We start from the raw sequence: 26,723 nt of genomic DNA, 5'->3' as shown, positions 1-26,723 counted from the left end.
CAAAGCAAAAATCAATCTGCTGATCCTTCCCCCTGCTTACGCTTTCGGCGAAGCAAAGCCCTTAATTCCTTATGATGCTTCAACATAATCAGAAGTGTATTCCCGCCCCAAACCCATAACAGATCAGCCGCCGCATCCCTCACATAAAGATACACGCCTAAGAGCAGCATCCCGATCACAACCTGCTGACCATCCACTTCCGAGGAAATGGGCTTCCATTTGTTGATAACCTTCATTCCACCCAGCATCACTGCCAAAATAACAGCCAATGCAAGAGACACCTCAAACTGTGTCAACCCGCTCCAGACGCCGAAGGTGACAGCTATGGCTTTGCCCCCTTTTCCGCGTAAGAATGGAGAAAACGCATGCCCAAAAATCGGCGCAAGCGCGATGGGGATCAATCCGTACCCAGACATCCCGCCAGCCTCAACGGCCAGTAAGATGACTACATATCCCTTTGCAAAATCGAGCAGGATCCCGACAATCCCCAGCCGATACCCAGCTGCTTTCCACAAATTGAGCGCACCAGGGTTACCGTCTCCAACGGTTTGGAGGTTTTTCCGAGCCAAGCGACCAAGCCAATAGCTAAACATCAGCGCACCTGATACAAAAGCACAAAGCGTCCACAAGATGATCATTGCTCTCGCCTGCTTCCTACTTTGACTTGCCGGCCTTTCCAGGCTACATGCCCGAGAAACACGACCTGATACATCGAGTACAGCATGACCACAATGAAAAACAACGTCGATACACCGTGCAAAACAGGCGTGACCATGCCAAAAATACCAACGTATTTTACAAAATAAAAGAGCTGTGCCATATACATGAGGTAGCCAATCAACAGCGGAATGCCCCATGAAGTTGCTAGGAAAAAGGGAAATGCTGAAGATACAATCAACCCGACAGCCCAAATGGCCGTTAGTGTAAGTGTGCCTGCTTTGAGCTTAGACGTTCCTAAAACGGCGCCCTTGCCGAAGCCTTGGATCTGGCTTTTCATCCCTTGCGGGTACATCCGAAATGAAACGAGTCCATAACCAATAAAATTATTGACCGGGATACCTGCACTTGCATATGTTGCGCCGAGATTCAGATCATCCAGCATTTCCGCTTTAATGCCTTCATGGCCTTTGATCGATTCATAATCTTCCCTAGTCGTCAAAATACAGGACCCATAGAGGCCCTTCTGTGTGTTCTTTTTCTCAAAAGGTGAAGTAAATGCGAATACGCCGAGCACATTGAAAATGAGCGCCAGCCTCTCTCTGATATTCTCCGTATAATGGTAGGGTACGACGGACAGCACGCCGCCTAATTGATTTCGCGTATGAACCAAGCATTCTAACGCTCGAGGTGCAAATCGGATATCCGCATCTAAAAATGCTATGAGATCACCCGTCGCGTGGGAATAACCATTCCAGACTGCCCAGTTTTTGCCCGTCCACCCGTCTGGCAGCCTCGGATTGGAAATTACAGTAACACCATATTGTTCAGCAATTTCCTTCGTATGATCATCCGAAAAATCGTCTACGACAATAATTTCATAGGGCACTAAAGTTTGAATCTTCAAGGCGTGAAGAAGGTGGGGTAGATTGTCCGCTTCATTCCTAGCCGGAATAATAATAGATAGCTTAACCTCATGGAGAGCTTGATCGGTTTTGCGAGGTATCACATGTCTTCTAAAAATCAAGAAACCAGACAGACATCCTATGACACATAAGATTAGAAATGCCATCCTTCGAACTCCTCCTTCACATCCCAGTGTCGACGAATCCTGAACGATCCCTGTGATCGCTCAAGACATACAGGCTATATAGATGTATATGAAAGATCAATCGCTCTTCATGCGAACAATTCACTCGGTATGTTATAATAATGCTTATCACCTTATTGGAGGCATCCTTATTATGAAAATTTATGTCATCCTCTCTTTTGATGGGGAAACACTTGAGAATGTTTATGTCGGTCCCGATGAGGAAAAAGCGCTTGCGTTCAAGCCTGCCGATTTTGAAAATTGTGATGCACTATTCGTGGAAATCTGGGAAGATGGGGAAAAAACCGATGATTTTCGCTTAGAAGAAGACGAAGAGGAAGAATCGGAAGATGAAGATGAGAATACGGAGGAAGAAGTGAAGTAGGCCTTCCCTCTAGCTGACATAGAAAGGTTGATTACATATGGATTATGCGTTCGCGATTCAACCAGCTGCGTTTACTCGTTTTGACGAAGAATCCGAGCTGATCGAACAATGCAAAGAATGGGGATTAGTTTCTGAAAAAGCAACAAAAGCGAAAGCCTTCTTTTATAAAGGGAATAGCCTTAATGTGGCATGCCATATTGTGGGTCTCGTAGATCCCATGACGGCAGTCATTGAATTGGATACAAAGCAGCTGCATTGTATTCACCCCTCTTATTTGAAGGAAATGCAGGCTGCAAATTACAGCCAGCGTGGAGCAGCGTTAGCAGAGGACGCTTCCGCCACGGACGAGCTTGAAGCCGCTGAACCGGAAGCCAAACCGGCCAAAGCAACAAAAGCTGCTAAAGCTGAAGTAAGTTCCGAAGACGGACAAGCAGCTCCTGTAGAAAAAGCTCCCGCTAAGGAAAAAACAAAAAAAGAGAAAGCACCTAAACTGGAGCTTCCTGAAGAAAAAGTGAAAATGAAAGCAACGGTTACGGAGTTTACGACTGTGCCGAACAATTTTTCGGATACCGATGATGAAGTGATTATCTACGAAGCGGTATCCATCTTAGACCCAGCTTTGGACATCGGCACTGCTTGGTCGAGCCACAGCGCAACGCTGAAAAAGCTTGAACTCGCCGTCGGCGACACCGTCACCTTCGAGTGCAAAATCGTTGCTAAGAAACTAAGCAAGCATCCCGTGCCGTATAAGATCAACAATCCGGGGAAGATGCAAAAGGTAGCGGAGTAATTTGAGCTTCAGCCTCCAAGGGGGCTGAAGCTTTTTGGTTTGCGGGGCGGACTGCGCGGCTAGCACGATGGCGCTTTTCGGCCGCTTCGGGCGCTTTAACGCCCCAAAGGGGCCTTATTTCTTCACGCGGCGGCTGCCAACTCAATTTAGCGCCCCAAAAGGGCGCTATTCCCTTCGCCGCGCTCGCTTTTCAGCCGCTTCGGGCGCTTTAACGCCCCAGAAGGGCCTTATTTCTTCACGCGGCGGTTACCAACTCAATTTAACGCCCTAAAAGGGCGCTATTCCGTTCGCCGCGCTCGCTTTTCGGCCGCTTCGGGCGCTTTAACGCCCCAAAGGGGCCTTATTTCTTCCCGCGGCGGCTACCAACTCAATTTAGCGCCCTAAAATGGCGCTATTTTCTTCGCCGCGCTCGCTTTTCAGCCGCTTCGGGCGCTTTAGCGCCCCAGAAGGGCCTTATTTCTTCGCGCGGCGGCTACCAACTCAATTTAGCGCCCCAAAAGGGCGCTATTTTCTTCGCCGCGCTCGCTTTTCAGCCGCTTCGGGCGCTTTAGCGCCCCAAAAGGGCGCTATTTCTTCCCCCCCTCACTCCACCTGCTGTTGCCAAAGGCACTCCGCAAACTCAACCTCACATGCTATAATTAGCATTGAGAAAGGTGCTGATCCCATGGCTCCCAACCTGACAACCATGCAGCCGGCAGAAACGATCGGTATGCTTGCCGATTATCATTTTCCACCCTACATAACGTTAGCGCATATGTTCCATGCTCCGCAGGGATGGGCGATACGCAATCGAGAGATGTCGCAGTTCATTCTCCAATATGTCGTCGATGGTTTTGCTCACTATCCCGTTAACGATATTCCCTATGAGACGCGCCGCGGTGATCTCTTATTTCATCGTCCGAATGAACGCCACTCGATTATAAAAGAGGACCATAGTCCTTATGTGTGTATTTCACTCGTGTTTCATTTTGGGACGTCATCTTTCCCTTACGAGGAAATATTCAAACATAAACATCTGCTCGGGAATTTCGCGGACCATCCGGTGGAAACGATGTTATCTCAGCTTGTTTCGCATTATCGCCAGCCAGGACTCCTGCATCAGATGCATTGCCAAAGCTTACTCATGCGGATTCTTGCTGAAGCTGCTCAAGCCATCGAGTCCAATACGACTCGCACCAAGACTGACTCCCTCACCATGCCCAAACTCGTCTTAATCAAGAACTATCTCACCGAGCACTACAGCCGAGAAATCCAAATTAAAGAATTGGAAGACGTATCTGGTTTGAGCAAAAACTACATTTTGACCTTATTCCGCCAACATGTCGGTATGTCACCCATGCAGTACCTGACATGGATTCGCATCAACAAGGCGAAGGAGTTGGCTATACACAGCAGCTTATCCTTCAGTGAAATCGCCGATCGTGTCGGCTATTCGGATGTCCATACATTCGGCCGTATGTATAAGAAAAAAACGGGGCAAAGTTTAACCCAGTTTTGTTCCAATTTGATCTATTCTTAACTAGTTTGGAGGAACGGCCTCATCGTTATTTAAGCACGCCAATAATCTGAATGTGCATATCGGTAAGTCTTCGGTGCTTGCTTCTTCCCTATCGCAAATGCGCCTGTTGGCTGATAGTCATATGGTGTTTCTCCCAACGTATATGACGCTGCTTTGCGCTTTTCGATGCAATCGACGAGCATATGCTGTTTCAACGATAGATACTCTAGCGTATGCGGCCCAAATTCCGCTTCAATCTCACCTGGACGGAACTCGTAATAGACTGTACGGCGAAGCGCATTGCCATCTCCTTCAGGTGAACCATGGAGCAATTGAATATTGTGGAAAATGACATCCCCTGGATTCATGGGTACGGGTACCGCATCGCTGACATCGAAGCCTGGACGCCCAATACGTTCCTCGGCAACCTCAGCTGCCCAATGGTTCGAACCAGGAATTACCCACAAACATGACTTCAGATCAGCTTCATCCATATAAAAATCAACATTGAAAATCGGTCGTGGATCTGAACAGCCCACAGGTACTAAAGCATCGCGATGCCAAGGCACGCTGGCCGCTTGATTCGGGATTTTGACAACTAAAGAATCCCAAGTAGGAATGAAGTTGATCCCTTGAATTTTCGCAACAGAACGTAGGATGAAAGGATGCGCAAGCAACACCTTATTCGCCTCTTGCTTGTCGATAATATACTCGGTCCGCCAATATTTGCGTTCACCATTTTTCCTCACACGGTAGAAATAATCCTCATCACCGCTTCCAGCCATCCCAATCTCTACAGCCTCCATCGTTTGTTCCTGTAAGCGTCGAAGCTCTTCCCCAACCACTACATTACGAATGACAAGAAAGCCATTATCCAGGAAAAATTGGGCTTGTTCACTCGTGATCTCCTCTTGCAATAAAGCATCAGCTTCCGGTATTTGAATCTCTTGTTGGCTCATATACACAACCTCCTCAGAAATCTTTCATACCTTTACTTTACTGCAAGAATCAGAGAAAATCTTTAGTCTAAACAGGCATTATGGTTGCCAAAAGCACACTGTCCACTTTGATATTCCTTTGGTGTCATGCCGACTGACTTTTTAAACAACTTCGTAAAATAAACCGGATCCGAATAGCCCACAAGGGAGCCGACTTCATACATTTTCACATCTGGGTGATCCTCTAAAATATGCTTGGCTTTCACCATTCGCAAATCCGTGACATAGTCGGTGATCGTCTTGTTCGTTTCTCTTTTAAACAATTTACACAAATAACTAGGATTCAGCCCCACTTTCGCAGAGAGCTCATTCAACTCAAAAGCCTGATTGAGATCCGACTCCAGCATGCGAATGACATCCGCAATTATTTGCTTCTTGTGCACCTTAGGCTCAGCAGGCATGTGATCCGTGCTTTCCTTTGCATCCGGAACAGGCACACTCAAGCGCTCCCCAACCCTTTTCAACACTTGAAATAATTCCTTCTTGTTCACTGGCTTCGATAAATATTCTTCCACACCGAACCGAATCGCTTGACGGGCATACTCAAACTCATTAAATCCACTTAATAGAATAATATGCGCATCCGGATACTCCGCTCTCGTTTTCTCAATCAGCTTCATCCCGTCCATCATGGGCATTTTGATATCGGTGAGGAGAACCTTGCAGTCCCCCGCTTCCCAGGCGCTCATTTTATCTAAAGCTTGAATGCCATGTGCACATAATCCAATGATTTCTATCGGTAAACCCATTCCTTCAATCATGGCCTGCAGACCAAGCCGAATCCGCTGTTCGTCATCGACAATCAACATTTTCATCGTCATCTCATGCACTCTCCTTCCATGCCTCTAGAATGGGCAAGACTATAGTCACCGTTGTGCCAACTTCGATTTCACTGTCCACGCGTAAACCGAAAGGGGCACCATATTGCAAAACGATACGCTCATTCACGTTGGCAATCCCGATGTTAGAACGATTTTCTTGCTGCACACCTAGCATTGCATTTCGAATAATTCGCAGTTGCCCCTCTTCCATTCCGCACCCATTATCCCTAACCGTGAAATAGATCGCCTGTTTATCTTCGTAGGAACTAATCGTGATGAGGCAATCTTCTTCTTTCATTTCAAACCCATGCAAAATCGCATTTTCCACAATCGGCTGAAATAAGAGCTTAATAACGGGGTAATTGAGATGCGCCTGACTGATGTTCATAGCAAGTTGTATGTCCTTTGAGAAACGAAAGTTTTGGAGCGAAAGATATTTATCTAAATGATCAAGCTCCTTTTTTATCGTCACCTGATCCGTTCCTCGCAATATGCCATATCGCAGCAACTCGCCTAAATTGTAGGTCATTTCTGAAATCTCATAATCTCGCTTTACTTCCGCCGTCATGCGTATGACTTCCAGCGTATTATAGATGAAATGAGGATTAATTTGATGCTGCAGCGACCTCAGTTCTGCCTCACGTTTGCGATTCTGCGTCTGATAGACTTCTTCCACCAACTCATTAATTCTTCTAATCATATTATTAAAATGCTTCGCTAGTATGCCAAATTCATCCGAGTACTTCACGGGAATTTGGACATCCAAATTTTCCTTATTCACCTGCTTCATCGTCCTCATCAGCGTCCTTAGCGGCCGCGTCAACGCAATTGCAATTATGGCGGATGTCACTAAGGCGACAGTGATCGAGAGTAACACGAGAATCATCGTGAAATCCCGCGTCACCCTTGTTTCCTCTGTTAAATGATCCACAGGAATGAGAACGATTTGCTTCCAGCCCGTCACTTCAGAAGTCGTATAAGAGGTCAAATATGTCTTTCCTTCGATCGTTACCTTAAAACTTCCTTGTGCGCCGACAGCTTTCTGTACGAGATCATTGCCTGCTACGTTCGTTGAAATCCATTTCTGCTCACTATCGTAAATGACTGTATTCTGATCATCGATAACCATCGTTCGGCCTTCGGTTACCGCATCTAGTTCACGCACGGCATCCGCAATAACCTGAATTCTAGAATCAAAGATAATCATGCCAATCCCTTCCAGGGAATTCGTATTCTTCAATTCTCGCGCGATCGAAAAGTAATATTTATCGGTTTGACCCATCCTCATTTTTTGGGTAGAGATCACAATAGAGGACCCCTGGGCATTACGCACCTGCTGCCGTAAATCTACGGCCTGCTGCCGAATATCGGCGCGAATCGTATCATTTTTGGTACTGTCGTACATGTTGCCATAATTATCAAAGATGTACACGGACTCCGTATCATTCTTTAAACTATTTAAACCTTTGACGAAGTTCTGGAGGCGGTTATTCTCTTCGACCGTTTTATTGGGATTGGCGAGTGACTCCTGAATATCCTGCATATAAATTTGACTCCCAGTCACACGCTTAATATCAGATACGTACTGGTCAACCCGCTCCAAAATTTTCTGTGATATTTGGTTCACATAGAGGGCCGTGTTCGTCTCTATAGACTTAGAATAACTAGAATAGGAGATCATCGAGATCGCAACAATCGGCACCGTGATCAAAATAACAAAAACCGTAATCAGCTTTTGAGTAAGTGATAGCCTGATAATCCAATGCCATATATCGCTTAACACAACAGGTTCCCCCCAGCTATCTAGCAGAAATGTAAGCCCTTTCTTTTATAAAGCCAAGAAAACCCATGGCTCCATAGCAAGGGCCTTGGGTTACTATTTCGACTTACATGTTACCGTGTCCTGCAAACTTATTATTTCACAGAACCGTTCGTAATCCCCGAGAAGATATACCGTTGTAAGAATAAATACAGAACGACGGTTGGGAGTAAAATGATCAGAATTGCCGCACATATTAATTGCCACTCCGCGCTATTCGTTCCTGTGAATTTCATCAAAGTCGTGGAAACTACGCCTAATTTTTGCGAAGGCATATACAAATATGGCGTATACATATCGTTATAAATAGAGATCGTTTTCAAAATAATGACCGTTGAAATTGCCGGTGTTAGCAGTGGAATGATGATTCGATAGAAGATGCCGTACAAGGATAATCCTTCAATCATGGCATTCTCATCAAGTTCATACGGGATATTCCGAATAAACTGAAGAAGAATATAAATTTGAACGACGTCCGCACCAATGTACAGGAGCACAGGGGCGAAATGTGTATTGAATAACCCCAACCATTTGATAATCGAGAAAATCGCTACCTGTGTCGTAATGACTGGAATAATCGCTGCTCCGGTATAAAGTCCAAGAATAAGAAATCGGCCTGGAAATTTGAATCGCCCGAGCACGTAAGCAACCATCGTCCCCATGACGATATTCCCGATCAAGGATAAGCTAATCACAATGCTCGTATTCAAAAATGCTTGCCCTAGATTCCCTCGTTCAAATACGATGCGGAAATTCTCGAAATAAAGAAAGGAGTTCGGCAGTGAAAACGCGCTGGACAAGCCGTATTCCTTACTTCCCTTAAACGCATTGACACACAAAATATACAATGGGAAAAAGATGATAAAGCTTGCGAACGACAAAAGCGTATATTTCAATGTCGTTGTCATCGGTCTGGCTTTCATGCTGTCACTCCTCCTTTCCTCCTACAATTCTCCGTTGTGCAGATACTACGACGATGACAACGATCATCAATAGGACACTCATCGCTGAAGCGAGTCCAAAGTTGTTATATTGGAACGCGGTCTCCACTGTTTGCTGAACATACGTTTTGCTTGCGGCCAACGGGCCACCTTTGGTTAGGACGAAAGGAAGGTCAAATACCTCCAAAGCCCCAATCACAGTCAGAAACAGATTAAGCTCGATAATTTTCCTCATACCAGGTAATGTAATGTAGCGAAGTACTTGCCATCTTCGTGCACCGTCTATTTTAGCTGCTTCATAGAGATCTTCAGGCAATGACTGTAGAGCCCCTAAGTAGACTACCATATTAAAACCCATAAACTTCCATGCGCTGATCGAAGCCAAAGAAATATTGACAAGTCCAGGTTTACCTAACCAAGAGATAGGATCAATGCCTAGCAAACTTAAGAAATAATTTAAGGAACCCGTATTGGTATCAAAAACATAGCCAAACATGAACGCTACGGCAACCCCATTCATAATGTAGGGCAGGAATAATACGGTCCGAAACACGTTACGCCCTTTGAGCTTACTGTTTAGCAGAACCGCGAAGAAAAAGGCAACTACATTCTGCAGAATGCCGCCTACGAAGTAAGCAACATTATGGAGGAAAATATAGAAAACCTCCATATTCCCCATGATTTCTTGATAATTACGGAATCCAACCCATGTTTTGCCCGGCGTTAAACCATCCCATGACGTAAAACTTAAATAAATGAGCCTCAAGGCCGGATAGTAGGTAAAAGTCAGCAACAGCACGAGTGGCACGATTAGGAAGGATACAATCAATGTGATTTTTTGTTGTTGGTAGCTCATCTCCATACCTCATTGCTTGTTAATTTGAAAAGAAAGGCCGAATGCTTCCCAAGTCCCATTCAGCCCTCCTATGTTTTCTCCTATTTGCCTAGCGCTTTCTTCGCTTCTACCCATTTCTTATTGTATTTATCAAATACTTTGGCTACATCCGTGACTGCAACCTCTTGTGCAATATCGTTCAGATCGATTTGGGCTTTGTTTTGAATCGCCATTGCGTCACTGTTATCCGCTGCGATTTCAACGAAATTCAAATCTTTTGTTGCTAGGAAGTCTGACAATTGTGTCACAGAGGACTTCTTATCCTTTAAAGCTGGAATGAAGCCAGCGAAATCATCATAGCCAGATTCCTCAATGAGCCATTTAACGAAGGCTTTTGCTGTTTTCAGATTTTTGCTATTTTTGCTTACGGCATAGAAATAATCAGGTGTCATTAGTGTAGTCAACTTACCAGAGTTATCAAATGGCATTGGGAAGAATCCTACGTTCGCGCTTTCTGTGCCATTTTCAATAACTTGCGGGATAACCCAGTTCGGCAGCAGGTACATCGCCATTTTACCTGAGGCTACATCTTTCTTGGACTGCTCCCAGTTAGAGGAGTTGATATCTTTCTCAACGTAGCCCTTGCTGATCATCGTTTTGAGGATGCCTAAGGACTTGGCGAAAGCACCATTCGGGTCAAAAGCGTTCTCTTGCTTGATGCGATCATTCCAGAAGTTCGGATTACCAGACATCGCTACTGCTACGTGCTGCCATGTGTAGAGTGGCCATTTGTCCTTGTAGTTAGTTGCAAGCGGAACAATTCCCTTCGCTTTCAACTTCTCAGAGGCCGCATAGAATTCATCCAATGTCTTCGGAAGCGCTGTAATACCAGCGTCAGCGAATGCTTTTTTATTGTAAACAATCCCTGTTGTGGAACCGCCCGTTACGAGACCATAGGTACCGCCGTTAGCTGTCTTGTAGTCTTTAAAACGAATTTTATCATTCAGACCAAGATCATCCAGCGGGGCAAAATAATCAGGGAGCTGTGTATTCGGAATGTTCGGAATCATGACAACATCAGGAACTTCCGCCGTAGCCAAGCGTAGTTTGATAGCGGCTTCATAATCCTTCAGCGCTTCGAATTCCACGTCGGCATTCGGGTATTTCTTCTTGAACGCTGCTTTATAATCTTTCAGCTTCGTATCAATTAAGTCTGTACGGTTCGTTGCGAACACGATTTTACCTTTAATATCATCATTCGGATTTGCTGCTTTGGGAGCTTCTGTCGCTGCCGCTGCCGTAGGCGCTGCTGTTGCCTTGGCTTCTGGTGATGGGCTGGCTGTTGTCGTCGTGGATTCCGATCCGCATGCTGCGAGTAAAGTTGCGAGTAAACAAATCGATGTTGTGGCTACTAATGTCTTCTTCATCCTATTTCCCCCAATGAACTAGTTTGTGTAGCGCTTACATTTTCATTATAAAACGTCCATGCCTCGAGTAAAATGGCACGCATTTGTTTTTCCTTGTACTGTATTTCCACTTTTCGCTGGAAAAGAGGTAAAATAGGGGGCCGAAGCCCCCATATGTTTAATTTATATAACCAAGCTTATGCAGCAGGTTATAGAAGACAATGGCAGATTCCGCACGCGTTGCAAAAGCTTGAGGTCGGTAGGATCCGTCTGGATTACCGCTTAACAAGCCTGCGGCTGTCGCTAGACGAATGGATTCCTCTGCCCAAGAGGATATCGTTGCAGCATCTGTGAATGAAAGTGTTGCAGTTGGTTTCACCGTTTGAGACAGCTCCGTTAAGGCCAGTGCTCGGCTAAGCATGACAGCCATCTGCTCTCTTGTGATGGTCGTATTCGGCTTGAAGCTATGGTCTTCGAAGCCATCTACGAGACCTAACTCACTTGCAGCATGGATCACGGAGGCATACCAGTCTTGTGCGGCTACATCTGTGAATGTGGCTTGTGTTGCTTTTGACGGTACGATGCCCAACGATTTTACTAACATCGTGGTAAACTCGGCACGTGTGACTGCTCGGTCTGGTGCGAACGTCGTATCCGTCAAGCCATTCAACAGCAGCTTGGATGCTAAGGTTCCAATCGCAGAATGAGCCCAATATGTAAGCGGAACATCTGTGAAATGAGCTTGATGAGAGGCAATTGCGTATACGCTATTGCCATTTCGACGGATGTTTGCTTCTTGAACACCATCCTGTGTTTGGAATGACGCTGGAACAAACATCAGCGAGTCTGTTCCTTCGTCGTAGACAACAACTGTAGCTGTACGCTGATCGACAGTGCCGTCCAGGATGATGCTTCGATTGACGAACAAAGAGCCAAAATCATCAATCTCAATTTGTTTGCCTCCACTAGACACCTGAAGGCGGAAAGAAACTGGCGTTCCGATAAGGGTTACTCCCTGCTTCTCAGCATCTTTGCGAACTTGCTCAGTTTGCTCTGGTGACACAGGTGTGATGGCAATGTGCAGGGCTCCCTCCGTGTCTGTACCCAAAGCTTTAAGCACTGCAGGATTCAAAAGGATGCGTAAAGGAATTTCATACGAGCCAATATCACTTTTCAAAATGAATACCGTGTTATTTAGCGGCTCTGTGTGCGCTGCGAGTGCTTTTGACAAGACTGCACTTGGGATCACGACTTCATCAATGTCCGCAGCGCTGTAAGTGAAGACTAATGGAGTCCCTTTCTCTTTCTTCAATAGAAGCTCCAATGCCTTCTTCATATCCTCTTCTTGGATGATGGCTTGATGCACATCTTTACCTTCGGAACTTGTGATTGTTTGGCGTTTGATTGCCTCATTCGTGAATTTCACTTGATTTTCCTTCTCAACTACACTTGGTGCTGGCATAGAACCGCCGGATGATGGTTGTTCTACTGAGTTGACAGGGTCAACTGGATCTACTGGATCCGTTTCCTCACCTTTTTTATAAACCTTAATCGAATCGAAGTACAGTGTTCCTTGGCTAGGTGTACCTTTTTCTCCTTGATTTACATAAATTGAAAACTCTTTTACCGCGTCAAGATCAATGACATTATCACCGCTACTCCAAGATGCTTTCTCAAACTTATTAAATGGCAACTTCCATACACCTGATTGGTCATTATCTAACGTAATATTGGATTCCCAACCCGTACCATCTGACTCTAAGAATTGAATAACTAATCGATTATTGGAGGCATCCTTTTTCAACCATAGAGATATTCCTTCATACTCGCGCCAATCCAAACTACCTAGTTGTTTGTTTACTCCGGCAAAATTAGATGATTTAAAATCATAGACATACTTACCTCCAGCTGGACCTGATTCCTTGTAATCACTAACAGGTGTCAACTTGACGTCTCCCCCCCACGGGTTCGTCGTGTAAGTACCGCCTGAAACGAGTTCACCGCCGCCATAGTAATCAAAATCATCAATCGTTGGGACTTGATCAACCGTAATTGAATCGATGTAAATGGTATTTGCTCCTGCTTGCCCTGCTCCTTTATTGACAAAAATCGCATAGGATGCAATTGCTGCACGATTGAGCTTGCCATCACCTTTTGACCATTGTTTATTTCGTGCAAATCCGCCAAAAGGAATTTGGACAACACTTCCATTCGCAGCAGATATCGTCGTTTGAGCTTCCCAAATATCGCCATCACTTTCGGTTAGTTGGAACGTCAGACCGTGTCCTGCTTTACTTGATTGCAACCAGAAGCTAAGTGCATTACCACCGCTGGATATGTTGAGATCACCGAGTGTGCGCTTGACTCCCGCGTAGCCTTTTTCATCTGTCAACGTATAGGCAAGTTTCAGCGCGTGTTTCCCTGCTTGCTTTGTTCCATTCTCGAGTGAAGCCGTAATTTCGTCTCCCCACGGATCTTTCACATAATCTTTCAATACCTGTGCATCACTTGAATAGAAGTCAAAGTTATCAATCTCACGTAGTGAAACAGCTTGAATATCATCTACATACAGCGTACCAGCCCCATTGGCATTCGAACCTTTGTCTACATAAATGGAGAACTCCTTCATGGATGCAAGTTCAAGTATGCCATTTATGGGTACATTCTGATAACCAGCCAAATGAAAAGCGCTTAATGGTATTTGAAATAGGGATCCTACCGTATTTTCTAGAAACAATTTGGCTTCCCAATATTCGCCACTGGCGTCCTTCAATTGAATCGTAACTCCGCGTCCAGCTTCCCCTGCTTTCAACCATAGTTGGACACCGTTGTTGGCCGACCAATCCGCTCCTCCGATGGTTTTGGTTACACCCGCGTATCCTTTCGCAGCAGTCAGATCAAAGGCAAGCTTTAGTCCAAATGCCCCCGATTGCTTCGTCTCCGCATCAAGAGTTGCCGTTATCGGATCTCCACTCGTATTGCGATGATATTGAGCTTGCAGCTTCGTATTATCCGAACCATAGTCCTCATAATTGTCTACAACAGGTGATTTATACAATCGGAAATCATCCAAATAGATGGAGCGTGGAACGTCGGTTGCACCATCAATGTTGATACTAAAGGTCGTAATAGACGAAAGATCCACCACATTGTTCCCTACACCTTGATGCGAGTTTTTCCACCAATCAGGCACATAAAATTGACTGAAAGGTAACTTAATTAGCTGCGGTTCAGTGCCAGATACCCCAATATCTTTTTTCCAAACCTCACCTTTCGTAGCGCTTCCTTCATTGAACTGAATAGAAATGCCAGTATAGACTTCTGCAGGTTGTACCCAGAAAGAGATACCACTGCTGCCCGACCAATCCGTATTCGTAATTTGCTTTTCCATGCCCCCCCAGCCTTTGCTGAGCGATGAGGTCAAGTTCAAACTGTAATTTCCTTCGGATTTATGAACGTTATCCAAACTTAATTGGAGTGGTGAACCGGATGTATTCACAGAATACGCACTTTTGAGCATACTATCTGAGCCTGTATAGCTCTCAAAGTTTTCAATACTATCACTTTTCACATTCGAAGGCGGCTCTAACTTTTCTGAACCTACACCAATTTGAATGCGCCCTACTTGTGGACTCCAATATTCGGAAGCGAAGTTCGCTGGAATAACGGGGAACACAATTTTCAAATATTTCGTTCCAGTTGGCAACGTGTAGGCTGTGTACACCATTCGGCTCCACCAACCCTCGCCTGGCACTTCATCTACTTGAACTTGGCTAACATTCGTGTAGTGCTCACCATCTGGCGATGTTAAAAAGGTGAAATTGGGAAGTCGGTACTTACTTGGTTCTTGTCTAGCAAAGCTCGTCATGACGAAATAATTCATATCCCCTGCCGTTTTGTACACGAATGATTCTGCCGTATTAGCTGTTCGGAAGAGTCGTTTCAAATCGTTGCCAAAATATGCGCCACCGGAATCGAAGCCTAAATTCGGCGAGTGGTCCGCCATTTTCAGCATATTATTCATTTCGTCTGCCAGAACGCCATTCGTGATTGCAACGCTAGAGATTGCTTCTTTATAGAGGAGCTCTTCGCCACTTGTGTGATTGTATACGATTTCAATATCGCCTAGCTGAGACTCTCCATCCCCTTGCGGGAAGGTTACTTTAAAATATTTCGCCGACACTGGCAGCGTATTCGTGCTATACACAATTCGACGCCACTCACCACCGCCAACATCCGATTGATCTACCTGTAACTCCGTGTAATTCGTTCCATCCGCAGAAATCCAGAACTTGAATTCAGTATTCGGATGGTTAGACTTCCGGAATGCAGTCGTCTTTAATGACAAAGCTCGCAAATCACTCGAATTCGTTGGTGTCGAAGGAAGCGCGTACGCTACGAATTGGTCAACCGCATTCGGCTGCAATTTAAGTCGATAATGATCTCCTCCGAACAACGCCGGATCTAGATCATCTGTGGTAAATTTCAAATCCGTTGAGAATTGATACATCTTGCTATAATCAAGAAGCTCATCCTGAATGGCATGTTTGGCAATGACTGGACCTACGACTGGTGAGTACGTGGATTCACCAACGGTATTTCTTGCTTTCGTTCGATAGAAGTAGGTCGCACCTGTCACAGAGGTCATATCGTCAAATAAATCAGTTTTGTAAGCGTCGTACACCTGAGCTCCCACAATATCCCAAGGCCCATTGGCATACACAGAACGCTCCACCGTATATGAGGCTGCCCCTGTTGAGCCTTTCCAACCGATACGAGAAACGGTATCAATCGGCAGCATGACAGGTGCATTCGGCACGGGTAGCGTTGGCTTCGTGGCAATTCCGCGAATTTCATACGCTTTATCCCGCAGAACATTTAGCACTGACATTTCTTCAAAGCCTTGCTCTCCTGCCGGAAATCCTGGCCACTTGTATGCTTCATAAAAGGTCCCGCCATATGTGCCTTCTGTATGTCGGAAGAAGCCGCCATCCTCACTGTGATACCGTAGACTCCAGATCAAGGCACCACTTGTACCCTTTTCAATCACATTGTTCAAGAATTGGGTTAATTCTGATTTTGGAATGAATCCAAATTCTCCTACATAGAATGGTTTTTTCCCTCTGGACAAATTCTTATCAATATTGACTTGATCAGCAAAGCTGGCATAATGATTTGGATAATAGTGATTACTTACGATATCAATCGGCGAACTTTCTTCTAACGAGGCAGGGTCAATCCCATATTTGCCATCAATGAGCAGGTGATTCGAATCAATACCCTTAATGTGATTCCCCATCTCCGTCGTCCATGCCGCAGTTGGCGGTGTTAATTCATTGCCTGTTTCCCAAGCGAGAATGGCAGGATCATCCTTGTACAGTACGTTTGTTATCGTATTTCTACGATTCAATACATACGAGATCGTGTCCTTAAAATCTTGTTTAATTGCAGGATCAGTCCAGAACGCTTCCTTGTTCTTCTTGTAGAACTCCGCGTACTCACCGATTCCGCCCCACCACTCATATTGATCAACAAATGGGATGATAAGACGTATCCCATACTCGTTGGCGAGAGCAAGTGCACGATCTAACGCAACGAAGGCTTCCTCATTGAATTGTCTTGGACCCATCACATGGCGTATCATGCCTGGGTAATCGGTTTTCTTTTTAACAGAAAGGACATACGTTCTCGTTGCTGTCGCTCCCATTTGCTTCAAAGCTTCAAACGCATCTCGCTGCTCCCATTCTGTGGGTACTTGCCAATAGCCATCTTCAACCATTGTCAATGTGGGTACATTCGCCCCTATAAAGCGAAAATCATTGGCGCCATCCATCAATTTATCACCAGATCGGGTAATAAAGTGGTTCAGCACGGAGTTTGTTTCCGCTTTCATTTCTGGAATGCCTACAAACCCGCTCATGAGTATAGACACCACCAGCATGGCAACTACAAGCTTCGCACACATGCTCTTCAACTGCATAACGTTATCCCCCTCGTATCCTACATGTTGTATCATTTTAATTATAGGAGGGATATATGGCAGTTGAAATGTACTGGCTTGGCATTTTATTGGACTCTATTGTCCTCCCATCCATTTCCGTTAATTGGGCATTTGGGTAATTTGTGTTTGTTCCCTGTACATGCGAGGCGTGGTGCCTACGACCTTTTTGAAAAGACGATTGAAATAAGCTGCGTCGGGATAGCCAACGGCTTGCCCAACTTCATAGGTTTTCATTTCCAACTGGTTAAGGAGCAGCTCCTTGGCTTTCGTAACTCGAAGATCGATCATGTATTCGGTAATGGTCATTCCTGTTTCTTTGCGGAAGAGAAAACTGACATAGTTAGCTGTTAAATACACTTGACTCGCCAATTCAGACAATTCAATCTCACGATTGTAGGTTTGTTCGATCTTCTTTTTGACTGTGCTCACCACTTTACGTTCATAGGAGCCGGGCTCCAGTTCCATCTCCCCTAACATCCGATCCATCCTGTCAAAAATATCATGAAAGACATCCTGCAAAACCGTATGCTCGCATAGCTGCAGCTCAAGCTCATTTGCGTCGGGTTGAGGATGAAGCGACCGATTGGTTGCGTCCGAAATACGCATTCGCATCTGATACAATAAGTAGCCAAGTACACGACACAAATCAGACCAATGAATCTGAATGCGTCTCGCTCTTAGAAAAAGCTGGTCTTTTAATTTATTCAGTTCCTGTCGGTCCATCCACTTCGAGGAATTCTGCAATAAAGAATCGATCTGAGATACCATCATGGTAATTTCAGAGCGATGGTAATTAGCTTCTAAATAAGGAATGATACGAAGTTTATCTCCGTTATGCCACTGCAAGCAATAAGCCGAAATCGCTTCCGAGTATCCTCTTGGCCAGTCTTCAAAGCGCGAAATGACGGACGATATGCCTCGTATAACCGTTTCATCTCCTCCGATTTTTTGTGCTAACGCCTCGATATCTCCTACGCCAAATACGATGTACAGATGCAGATTAGGTGTTAGTGTGCATGCCATCATTTCTGGTATGATTGTGTCCCTAGGTGACGTCTGTGAAATGGTTAAGGGTATGGTTTGCTTAGCTTTGCACACGACAAATACACAAGGTATGGCACATCCGCTAAAGGTCGAGAACGATTCCCAGAGCACTTCTAGTTGATCGATCTTCAACTCGCCTGCTAAATAGCTTTTTAACAACAAATCTGTCGTGTGCCCCTTGCGTATTCGCTCTTGCAGTCTTTGATTTATTAGCTTCTGAAGTACTTGGTGAAGTTCCTTCTTATTCACGGGTTTGACTAAATAATCACTGACTCCTGACCGCAGCGCATGACGCACATAATCAAATTGATTGTAACCACTCAAGATAATGATGCTGGTTTCTGGATACGTGAGTCGGACATGCTCTGCAAGCTCGAACCCGTCCATCCTTGGCATTGAGATATCTGTAATGATGACATCTACGGCTTGTTTGCTCAGAAACTGAACCGCCTCCAAGCCATTTGCGAACGAACCCATCACGCTGACATGAAGTTCCATTTGCTCTATCATGCTTACGATGCCCAATCGAATTGCCTTCTCATCTTCAACAACCATGATGCGGATCATGTTCATCCCACCCTTGAGGGCATTCCAGCATACAACTCTGGTCCCCTTCATTCTATCATATAGGCAAAAGCCATCATACGGATTTCCGTATGACGGCTTCAGTTGTGATCACGAACACTCCTGCTTAATAAGCTTGAATATCATCCACATAAATCGTAGAGCTGCCTGTTCCGCCTGAGCCTTGATTCACATATAAGTTAAATTCAGAAATGGCACCCAAATCTTTCGTCCCATTGCCTCCCGAGTACCAAGGTGGATGTTGGAACGCTGTGAACGGAAATTGAATCGTTCCGCTTGTAGTACTAGATAGCGTATACGTGGTTTCCCACGGCTCGCCGTTCGGTTCTTTGAACTGAATGGTTAAGGTACGGTTCGACCCATCTGGCTTCAGCCACAATTGGATACCCGTTTTACCTGACCAGTTCTGACTAATACTATGCACAACGCCTGCAAAATTAGGTGTCCCCATGGTGTACGCTAGCTTTAACCCATAAGAACCCTGCGATTTATTAGTCCCGTCCAAAGTCGGTGTAATCGCGTTTCCATCCGTGTTACGCACATATGCTGCAAGCACGCTCGGATTGGAGCCACCGTAACCTTCATAGTTATCGATGATAACTGTCGTTGGCGGTGGAGGTGTTGTGCCATTGCCTAGGCTAATGGAATCTACATAAATGGTGCCGCTGCCATCTGCACCTGAGCCTTTATTGATATAAAGATTGCTTTCTGCGATGGAGCCCAAATCAATGACACCATTGCCTCCACTATACCAACCTGGGTGCTGGAAGTTCGTGAAAGGAATGGACAACGTCGTTGCAGTCGTACCAGTGAGGGTATAATACGTTTCCCATAGTTCACCATTGGTTTCCTTAAATTGAATCGTTAACGTACGATTCGATCCATCTGGTTTCACCCACAGATTGAAGCTTGTGTTCCCCGTCCAATTGGCATTGCTGAGTGTGTGTACAGCCCCTGCATAACTGGTCGTTGCGTTGACGGTGTAGACGATTTTGGCGCCATACGCGCCTGCATCCTTCGTCGTTGCTTCACGAGTCATCGTGAAGGTGTTGCCACTAGCGTTTTTCACATAGGCGGCCTGCAAGGCTGCATCGGAGGCATAGCCATCGAAATTATCAACCGTCGATGTTGGGGCTGGAAGTGCAACCGTCGTGAACGCGATTCCCGAATTGGAGGCATTCGTTGAGCCAGTACTATTCACAGCGGTTACCTTCCAATAGTACGTTTTGTTGTTCGTTAGCACATTCGAAGGTGTGTAGCTTGTGCTCGTAAGTCCGCTCACATTGATAACTGGATTCGAATACGACGTATTATCGGCGACAACAAGTGTATAGGTAGCCGCATTAGTGGCGGTGCCCCATGTAAACGATGGTGTCACATTCACACTTGTTGCTCCACTGGCTGGAGCAGATTGCGTAAAGCTTCCAGGTGCTTGGAGCTGTGTACCCGATATGGCATACACCGTTGAATAAGCGCCAGCTGTGCCAGATAAGTTGTGTCCTTTGACCCTGTACCAGGTTGCCGCACCTGCTGTGGAACCCGTATCGGTCCAAGGGGTTTGATTATCGGTGACGCACTGATTGCATGCGACAGTCCAAGGGCCACTGCTGCCTGCTGTGGAGCGTTCGACGGTATAGGTATCAGATGGCACAGAACCGCGCCAGCTCAGCACATATTTACCACCGGAGGTTGTGGAACCGGTAATGGTTGGTGCACCAGGAATGCCATGTGCAGGAGGCGTTGTGATGCCTCGCATTTTGTAAGCATGATTCCTCATTTGCTGTGCTTGTGTGCGCATGAAAGTGGTATCACCTGGATAGTGGACTGTATAGCCATCCGGATGCTGTACATAGCCATAATTATCGTTATGGCCAAATAATGCCCAGTACATGTCACCTGCGATTACATTGTCATTCTCGATAGCCGTATGGAAAGCGGCTAAAGTGCCGAATTGCTCGCTTTTCCAATCATACTCGCCAACGAACATGACTTTGCCAGCATTTCTAACTTTATTGGCTTGGGTCTGAAGAACTGGGACGGATAATCCTTTATTCCCCCATGTATAGAAATGATCCGAATACATATCAATACTTGAAATCGTCAAATGGGCATCAGCAATTCCGTAATTCCCATCGGCTACTAAGTGATTAGCATCCTGCCCTTTCAAATAATCGGCAATTTGCTGCGTCCAATTCTTCAATTGCGTCGGATTGTCGAACCAGCCTAGCTCGTTTCCTGTCTCCCATGCCAGAATTGTCGGGTCATTCTTGTAGGCAACTCCCGTATAGGTGTTCACCCGATTTAACATGACACTCAGATGTTGTTTGAACGCTGTAATAATATTCGCATCACTGAAAAACTCGTACCCGGTGTAAATAACGCCATCATCCGGATACCCGTACCATTTGGTCCAAGTTTTCTTGCCACCATGGTAGTAATTATACATATCAATAACTGGTAAGATGAGTCGGATGCCTTGATCTCCTGCGGCTTTAATGGCATAATCTACCTTCTGCCAAGCGGCTTCGTTGTAATTGCCGAGTGTCGGCATAATACATTTGGCACAACCAAATGAGTTGACCAAGTGTGACCGTACAACGGTTGCTCCCATTTCTTTGGCCGTTGCGAGTGCATCATCTACTCGGAAGTTTGTTGGGAAATCGATCGTACCATTGGTCGGTACATTCTCATCCAAGCCTAGCCAATAAATATTGGCTGAGCTAAACCGAAACGGCTGTCCATCCAATTGCAGCTGATTGCCTGATCGCGTTACATAGCCCGTCACGGCCGCTTCTGCCGCTGGCGGTGTATACATAATTCCCCACAGCAGCAAGAGTGGCAAAATCCATCTTATGATTTTCAACCTGCTCCTGAAGCTTCTTAAACCTGTGTCCATCACTATCACCCCAGTCACCATATTTTGAAGACACTGTAAGCGCCTACAAAATAAGTATACGCGGTTCAATCCCAGATTGAATTGGACTCAGCATCAAAAACTTGACCTTAAACTGGAATCTATGAATGACAAAAAAAACACCAGACCACGTCAGGTGTCTCGCACTGGGTAGCCCCTGTCTCTTCTATGCTTTGCCATTTCGATTAATGCTTCAATCTTCTTCTCGCTTCGAGCTCCTGCTTCAACGCCTGTTCCACCATCTCAGCCATCAAATCGAATTTCTCAGCAACCGTGTATGATAGCATTGCTCCACAGTGTGAACAACGTTGCATCTGGAGTTCTGTTGGTTTGGAACACGATTTGCAAGTAATCATGAGAAGTTGTCCCCTTTGTGTACATAAGATACTTCTATTATACACATTTGGAGAGCCGCTCACACCTTAATGCGAACGGAAGGTTCGTGGAGAACTGCCATATTTCTGCTTAAATGCTCGTTCAAAATGCGTTAATGTATTGAATCCTGATGCGAAACAAATTTCCGTAATCGGTATATCAGAGGCTTGCAGCAGTGACTTGGCAAATTGCAACCGTAAACCTTGCAAGTAGATTTGGAACGAAATGCCTGTCATTTTATGAAATACGAGACTGAAATAATTCGGCGCCAATCCCGCTTGCTTAGCAGCATCCTCCAAACGCAGAGGTTCCCGAAAATGATGATGCATGTATACAAGCGCTCGTTGAAGCGTTGAGGACGGAGATGGCGTGACCGGCAACTCTAGCTGTTCTTTCTGATCGTGGTAATTTCGAAATAAATACAAAAGAATTCGTTCAAAAGCTCCTTTGATCAAAATAGCATGTCCTGGCTTCTTCATTTGAACCTCATCACGAATCAGTTGAAACTCAGACTCTATAATCTCATGATGTGTTGCGTTCAGATCTACCATATATTCCGCCACTTGCCCAAACATGAACTCTCGCAGTTCTTGATCCAGCAAATCCTCATCGAACACTAGATTATACAGCTCCATGGGCTCATTCGGATACGAATAGATTTCGTGGAAATCAGCAGGAGTTAACAGAAACAAGCTGCCATTTCGCAGCTCACGTTCTGTTCCATTCACTATATTCATACCTCTGCCTCGAACTACGAAGCAAAGCTCATAGAATTCATGCCAATGAAGTTCATGACGCTCATTGATATACTGAAAGTAAATTTGAAAGGAGGATGCAGGTTGAATAAATTGTTCATTCGTTAGTCTCACCGGTTGTTTCTTCATCCGCGTCCTCCTCATTTCTAATTTTGTATATCATAAGATTTCGCTAGTGGCAGTAAAAATCCCTTCTACTCTACATTTGCATATTTATTTCCAGCTAGATCTTTGCCGCGAGCGAGCCATACTTTGTGATTTGGATTTTTATCTAGAAAGACCTTTGTATCTGTTGAGAAATAACGCATAGTATAGCCGCAGCGACGGAATTCACTCTTGTTGGGGTCAGCACCGTGAATGATACGTGAATCATGCAGGGAGCACTGACCTCTTTGCAATTCAAAATGAACAGCTGTGGAGGTGTCCATATTTTTAATTTGTGTATTAAAAAGATTTCTAGCACCGTCTACTTGCTCATATTCCGAGAATCCATTGTTGTGCGTTCCAGGAATGACTTGCATACAGCCGTTTTCCTTCGTGCTATTATCAATAGCCAACCATACGGTAATAATGTTATCGAAGCTGCTGACACGGCCTTTCCAATAAGCAGAATCTTCGTGCCAAGGCGTTGCTCTGCCAACAAACGGATCCTTACAAATAAAATGGGAGGACCACAGACCAATGTTAGGTCCGATAATTGGCTCAACAAGATCCAACACATCGTCGGATAATAAGAAGTTCAACAAGCGATCCTCACGGAAATGCGGCGTGTCTAACTCATCAGACAGTTTGCTGCCTTTTTGCTTCAACTGATCCTCAAATACATCCGTTAACTCAGCTAATTTTTCAGCGGAGAATAACTGCTTATCATACAGAAAATACCCATTCTTCTTATAAAATGCGACTTCTTCTTGTGTTAATTTGCTCATTGTAATTCCTCCTGAAAGTGTGATCTTATCTACACACTAACTATATCCTGAAATAGGATCCGGAGGCTTATCGTAAGCTTAGAAGAAGTTAGCGTATCTTCAGATTAGTTGACGATATCACGCTTAGCGTATTACACCCAGTACCAGAAAATAAGCAAGAGCATCGTGAAACGAACAATCTCATAGGAAGTGTCTACGGCTACGACGATCCAGCTTTTAAACTGCCATACCTTTTTGCCAATTGTAAATGGAAGTGTGTAGCCCGCTGCTAGTAACATAGTAAACCAGAACGCATTAGACAATCGCTCTCCATCGTACGCGAATGCTTGTCCACCAGCTTTCCACAGCTCTAAACAGACAGCAAATGCGATAGAGGTGACGAAGGATACCAGAATGTACAGGACAAAAGATTGAATTTTGACAGACGTGCTCACGGTTGAATCCGTTTGATTCATGTTGCCATACATGCGTCGCTGATAGGGCTTCGCCCATAAGACTGCCATCCATAAAAAGCCTAACACTAACGATAAAATTCCTGTAACCAAGACTGCCCAATAATTAATCGAACTCAGCAACATCGCAAATCCCCTATTCTTGTCCCTCGAATTTTACGAAACCATTTGGTTTCGTTTTATATTATATACAACCGTTTGGTTTCACGTCAATCCATTGTTTCAGTCCTTATGTATGCAAAAGTCTATTCGTTTTTCATGAAGTTCCACTCTTGTACATATCAACCTTTCACCTAATGACATATGCATAGAATTAGATAAACCTAAATTGGTTTATGTGAGGTGATTATTCGTTTTGCATGAAGTGCGTTGTCGTACAGAAGAAAGAACAAGAGCAGTACCGCAGCATTTGTAAATGTATTAGAACGTACAATTCACTTTAAAATACGTGATGGAGTGATGGTGGTGGACAATTATCAAGTCGTTCCATGGATTAATGACGTCTTAGATCCTGGAATCGTAGCTAACATGTATGTACCTCCTGGTTTAGAAAATCTGGCGCGAGAAGTCTTGGGTAATTATGACTTGCAGTTGCATGATATGCTCTTGATTACCTCTAAACCGGATAAAGGCGGCGCAATTTGGAAAATCGGCACAAGCAAGGGTAATCTCAGTATCAAATGTTTGCATAGACGGCCTAGAAGAAGTCTCTTCAGTGTCGGCGCTCAAGCCTACATGTCTGGATTAGGTTACCGGGTTCCATCTTTCATTCCTACCAAGGAAGGGCACATGTATGTCGAAGCTGGTGGTAAGCTGTGGATCGTTACCGACTGGATCGAACCTCTGGTGCCTGTATCCAAAGTCGACCTCGAAGGCGCATCTCAACTGTGCTTCGGTCTCGGCGAGTTTCACAAGAACTCCAAAGGTTATGTTCCACCCAGTGGATCGGAGAAGTCTTCACGTATCTTCGGTTGGGGCAAATATTACGAAAAAATTATTGCCAAAATCAACTGGTTCCAGGATATCGCCAATGCCTATTCAGATACTGCAGGTAGCGCAGATTTGCTAGCCGTCATTGAGGAATTCAAGCGGCAAGCTAACGAGATGTATCTCCGTTTCCAAAACTCCCCTTACAACCAGATGTTAGCCAAAGGTGAACCTCACTGGGGGCTTGCCCATCAAGATTTCGGGTGGTCGAACGGTCAAATGGGACCCGGCGGGATCTGGGTTATCGACTTAGACGGCGTTTCTTACGATCTGCCTATTCGAGATCTACGGAAACTCATTACTAGCACCATGGATGACATGGGCGTGTGGGATATAACGTGGATTCGTGGCATGATTGAAGCTTACCATCAGGCTAATCCAATCGACCAAGAAACGTTCGAAATTTTATGGATCGATATGGCTTTCCCTAATGAATTCTATAAGCATGTCAAAGAAATCGTGTTCAATCCTCAAGTATTCCTTGATACAGAGCTCGCACCTATTCTTCAACGAGTGATGACAACAGAAGCAAGTAAATGGCAAGCATTAAGCGAACTTGAAAAGGATAAAGCCAACTACCCTGCTGGAGAATACTCATCCGATTACGTCAAACCAATTGTTCAAAGCCCAATCGTTGTTCCAGGCGAGTTGCTGACGCCAATTTACTCCGATATGCCAGACCTGGTTGCTGCCACACCAATCATGGAACCGATAGCCGCCAATCCAATTACGGAACCGATTTATTCCGATATGCCAGATAAAGTTGCTGCCGATCCTATCTTGGAGCCGATTTATTCTGATATGCCAGAGATGGTTGACACCACACCAATTATGGAGCCGATTTATTCCGATACACCAGATGTGGTTGCTGCCAAACCTATCATGGAACCGATATATTCCGATACGCCTGTTAAGCGAGATAAGCTTAAGGTTCCTTCTTTCCAAGAGCCTATCTATTCAGATGCGCCTGCACGTGAGCCACTTGAATCTGCTCAAGAAATTCCTCAGGTACCAGCCGTTATCCCTTTCTTGACTGATCCTGGAATTGCACCTATTTCATTACCGCCTCAAGAACAGACGAGATTTACGCTGCGTGTTCCGAAAAAGAGACGTGCTCGGAGAAAAACAAAAATTATCAAGAAAACACGTTATTTATATCGCAGAAAACGCAGACGGCTTGCAAAATGGAAATATGCTTCTGGGGCAAAGCTTATTAAAAGCAGCAAAAAATGGCGTACTAAGAAAAAACTACGGCCTCTCCTCAGATCGAAGAAGAAACAATTGAAACGAAGTAGTGGGGCTAAGAAGCCTATTAAACAATTAACGAAGCCATATCTGAAAAAAATGGTAATACCGCGAAATGATCAAAAGGCCTCACAACCGCTTAAAAAACGGCAGATTCAACCCAGAAGACGGACTGCCTGAGAAAGGAAGCTGTTAA

18 protein-coding genes are annotated in these 26,723 nt (G+C 45.0%); 4 read left to right on the top strand and 14 right to left on the bottom strand.

The genetic code is table 11. From position 1 onward, the window contains the following. Positions 1 to 11: 11 nt before the first annotated feature. Together J2736_RS11550 and J2736_RS11545 are read right to left on the bottom strand one after the other, a co-directional pair. Positions 12 to 638, bottom strand: a complete 627-nt coding sequence (locus tag J2736_RS11550; RefSeq protein WP_310226613.1) for a glycerol-3-phosphate acyltransferase — start codon at positions 636 to 638, stop codon at positions 12 to 14. After that, positions 635 to 1,729, bottom strand: coding sequence for a glycosyltransferase family 2 protein (locus tag J2736_RS11545; RefSeq protein WP_310226611.1), 1,095 nt, complete (start codon positions 1,727 to 1,729; stop codon positions 635 to 637). The genes J2736_RS11550 and J2736_RS11545 overlap by 4 nt, the downstream gene beginning before the upstream one ends. Positions 1,730 to 1,901: 172 nt before the next feature. Here J2736_RS11545 and J2736_RS11540 point away from each other — a divergent pair, with 172 nt between their 5' ends. The 3 genes from J2736_RS11540 (at position 1,902) to J2736_RS11530 (ending at position 4,441) form a co-directional block, all read left to right on the top strand. Continuing rightward, entirely contained in the window at positions 1,902 to 2,132 is a 231-nt protein-coding gene (locus J2736_RS11540; RefSeq protein WP_310226609.1) for a hypothetical protein, read from the top strand. A gap of 37 nt (positions 2,133 to 2,169) precedes the next feature. Then, positions 2,170 to 2,922 (top strand): hypothetical protein, encoded by a 753-nt coding sequence (locus J2736_RS11535; RefSeq protein WP_310226607.1) that lies wholly within the window; start codon positions 2,170 to 2,172, stop codon positions 2,920 to 2,922. Positions 2,923 to 3,586: 664 nt separating this feature from the next. Beyond that, entirely contained in the window at positions 3,587 to 4,441 is an 855-nt protein-coding gene (locus J2736_RS11530) for a helix-turn-helix transcriptional regulator (RefSeq protein WP_310226606.1), read from the top strand. A 29-nt stretch (positions 4,442 to 4,470) separates the two neighbouring features. On the opposite strand, the gene J2736_RS11525 is transcribed toward J2736_RS11530, so the two are convergent. The 12 genes from J2736_RS11525 to J2736_RS11470 form a co-directional block, all read right to left on the bottom strand. After that, positions 4,471 to 5,379, bottom strand: coding sequence for a phytanoyl-CoA dioxygenase family protein (locus J2736_RS11525; protein ID WP_310226605.1), 909 nt, complete (start codon positions 5,377 to 5,379; stop codon positions 4,471 to 4,473). A gap of 62 nt (positions 5,380 to 5,441) precedes the next feature. Then, positions 5,442 to 6,239: a response regulator transcription factor gene (locus tag J2736_RS11520; protein ID WP_310226604.1), complete on the bottom strand. Its 798-nt coding sequence runs from the start codon at positions 6,237 to 6,239 to the stop codon at positions 5,442 to 5,444. Position 6,240: 1 nt separating this feature from the next. Next, on the bottom strand, positions 6,241 to 8,022 hold the full coding sequence (locus tag J2736_RS11515; protein WP_310226603.1) for a sensor histidine kinase: 1,782 nt from the start codon (positions 8,020 to 8,022) through the stop codon (positions 6,241 to 6,243). 131 nt (positions 8,023 to 8,153) lie between these two features. Then, positions 8,154 to 8,981 (bottom strand): carbohydrate ABC transporter permease, encoded by an 828-nt coding sequence (locus J2736_RS11510; RefSeq protein ID WP_310226602.1) that lies wholly within the window; start codon positions 8,979 to 8,981, stop codon positions 8,154 to 8,156. 4 nt (positions 8,982 to 8,985) lie between these two features. Then, positions 8,986 to 9,855, bottom strand: a complete 870-nt coding sequence (locus J2736_RS11505) for a carbohydrate ABC transporter permease (RefSeq protein WP_310226601.1) — start codon at positions 9,853 to 9,855, stop codon at positions 8,986 to 8,988. Between the two features lie 80 nt (positions 9,856 to 9,935). Beyond that, positions 9,936 to 11,261: an ABC transporter substrate-binding protein gene (locus J2736_RS11500; RefSeq protein ID WP_310226600.1), complete on the bottom strand. Its 1,326-nt coding sequence runs from the start codon at positions 11,259 to 11,261 to the stop codon at positions 9,936 to 9,938. A gap of 157 nt (positions 11,262 to 11,418) precedes the next feature. Beyond that, a complete protein-coding gene (locus J2736_RS11495) occupies positions 11,419 to 17,220 on the bottom strand; it encodes an S-layer homology domain-containing protein (protein ID WP_310226599.1) in 5,802 nt (1,933 codons plus the stop codon). Between the two features lie 120 nt (positions 17,221 to 17,340). Then, entirely contained in the window at positions 17,341 to 18,852 is a 1,512-nt protein-coding gene (locus J2736_RS11490) for a response regulator transcription factor (RefSeq protein WP_310226597.1), read from the bottom strand. Between the two features lie 124 nt (positions 18,853 to 18,976). Further along, the gene (locus J2736_RS11485; protein ID WP_310226596.1) at positions 18,977 to 21,733 is read right to left on the bottom strand and encodes a carbohydrate binding domain-containing protein; all 2,757 of its coding nucleotides are present in this window, start codon (positions 21,731 to 21,733) and stop codon (positions 18,977 to 18,979) included. 473 nt (positions 21,734 to 22,206) lie between these two features. Then, the gene (locus J2736_RS11480; RefSeq protein ID WP_310226595.1) at positions 22,207 to 23,043 is read right to left on the bottom strand and encodes an AraC family transcriptional regulator; all 837 of its coding nucleotides are present in this window, start codon (positions 23,041 to 23,043) and stop codon (positions 22,207 to 22,209) included. 65 nt (positions 23,044 to 23,108) lie between these two features. Further along, entirely contained in the window at positions 23,109 to 23,843 is a 735-nt protein-coding gene (locus tag J2736_RS11475; RefSeq protein WP_310226594.1) for a phytanoyl-CoA dioxygenase family protein, read from the bottom strand. 131 nt (positions 23,844 to 23,974) lie between these two features. Next, entirely contained in the window at positions 23,975 to 24,421 is a 447-nt protein-coding gene (locus J2736_RS11470) for a DUF1761 domain-containing protein (protein WP_310226593.1), read from the bottom strand. Positions 24,422 to 24,760: 339 nt separating this feature from the next. Between J2736_RS11470 and J2736_RS11465 the strand changes: the two genes are divergently transcribed. Further along, complete coding sequence (locus J2736_RS11465) at positions 24,761 to 26,707, top strand: CotS family spore coat protein (RefSeq protein WP_310226591.1); 1,947 nt, start codon at positions 24,761 to 24,763, stop codon at positions 26,705 to 26,707. Positions 26,708 to 26,723 lie beyond the last annotated feature (16 nt).

Source organism: Paenibacillus qinlingensis (genome assembly GCF_031455095.1).
Classification (GTDB): domain Bacteria; phylum Bacillota; class Bacilli; order Paenibacillales; family NBRC-103111; genus Paenibacillus_E; species Paenibacillus_E qinlingensis_A.
Note: the sequence above shows the minus strand (reverse complement) of the source record. Positions and strands in the feature narration are given on the sequence as shown.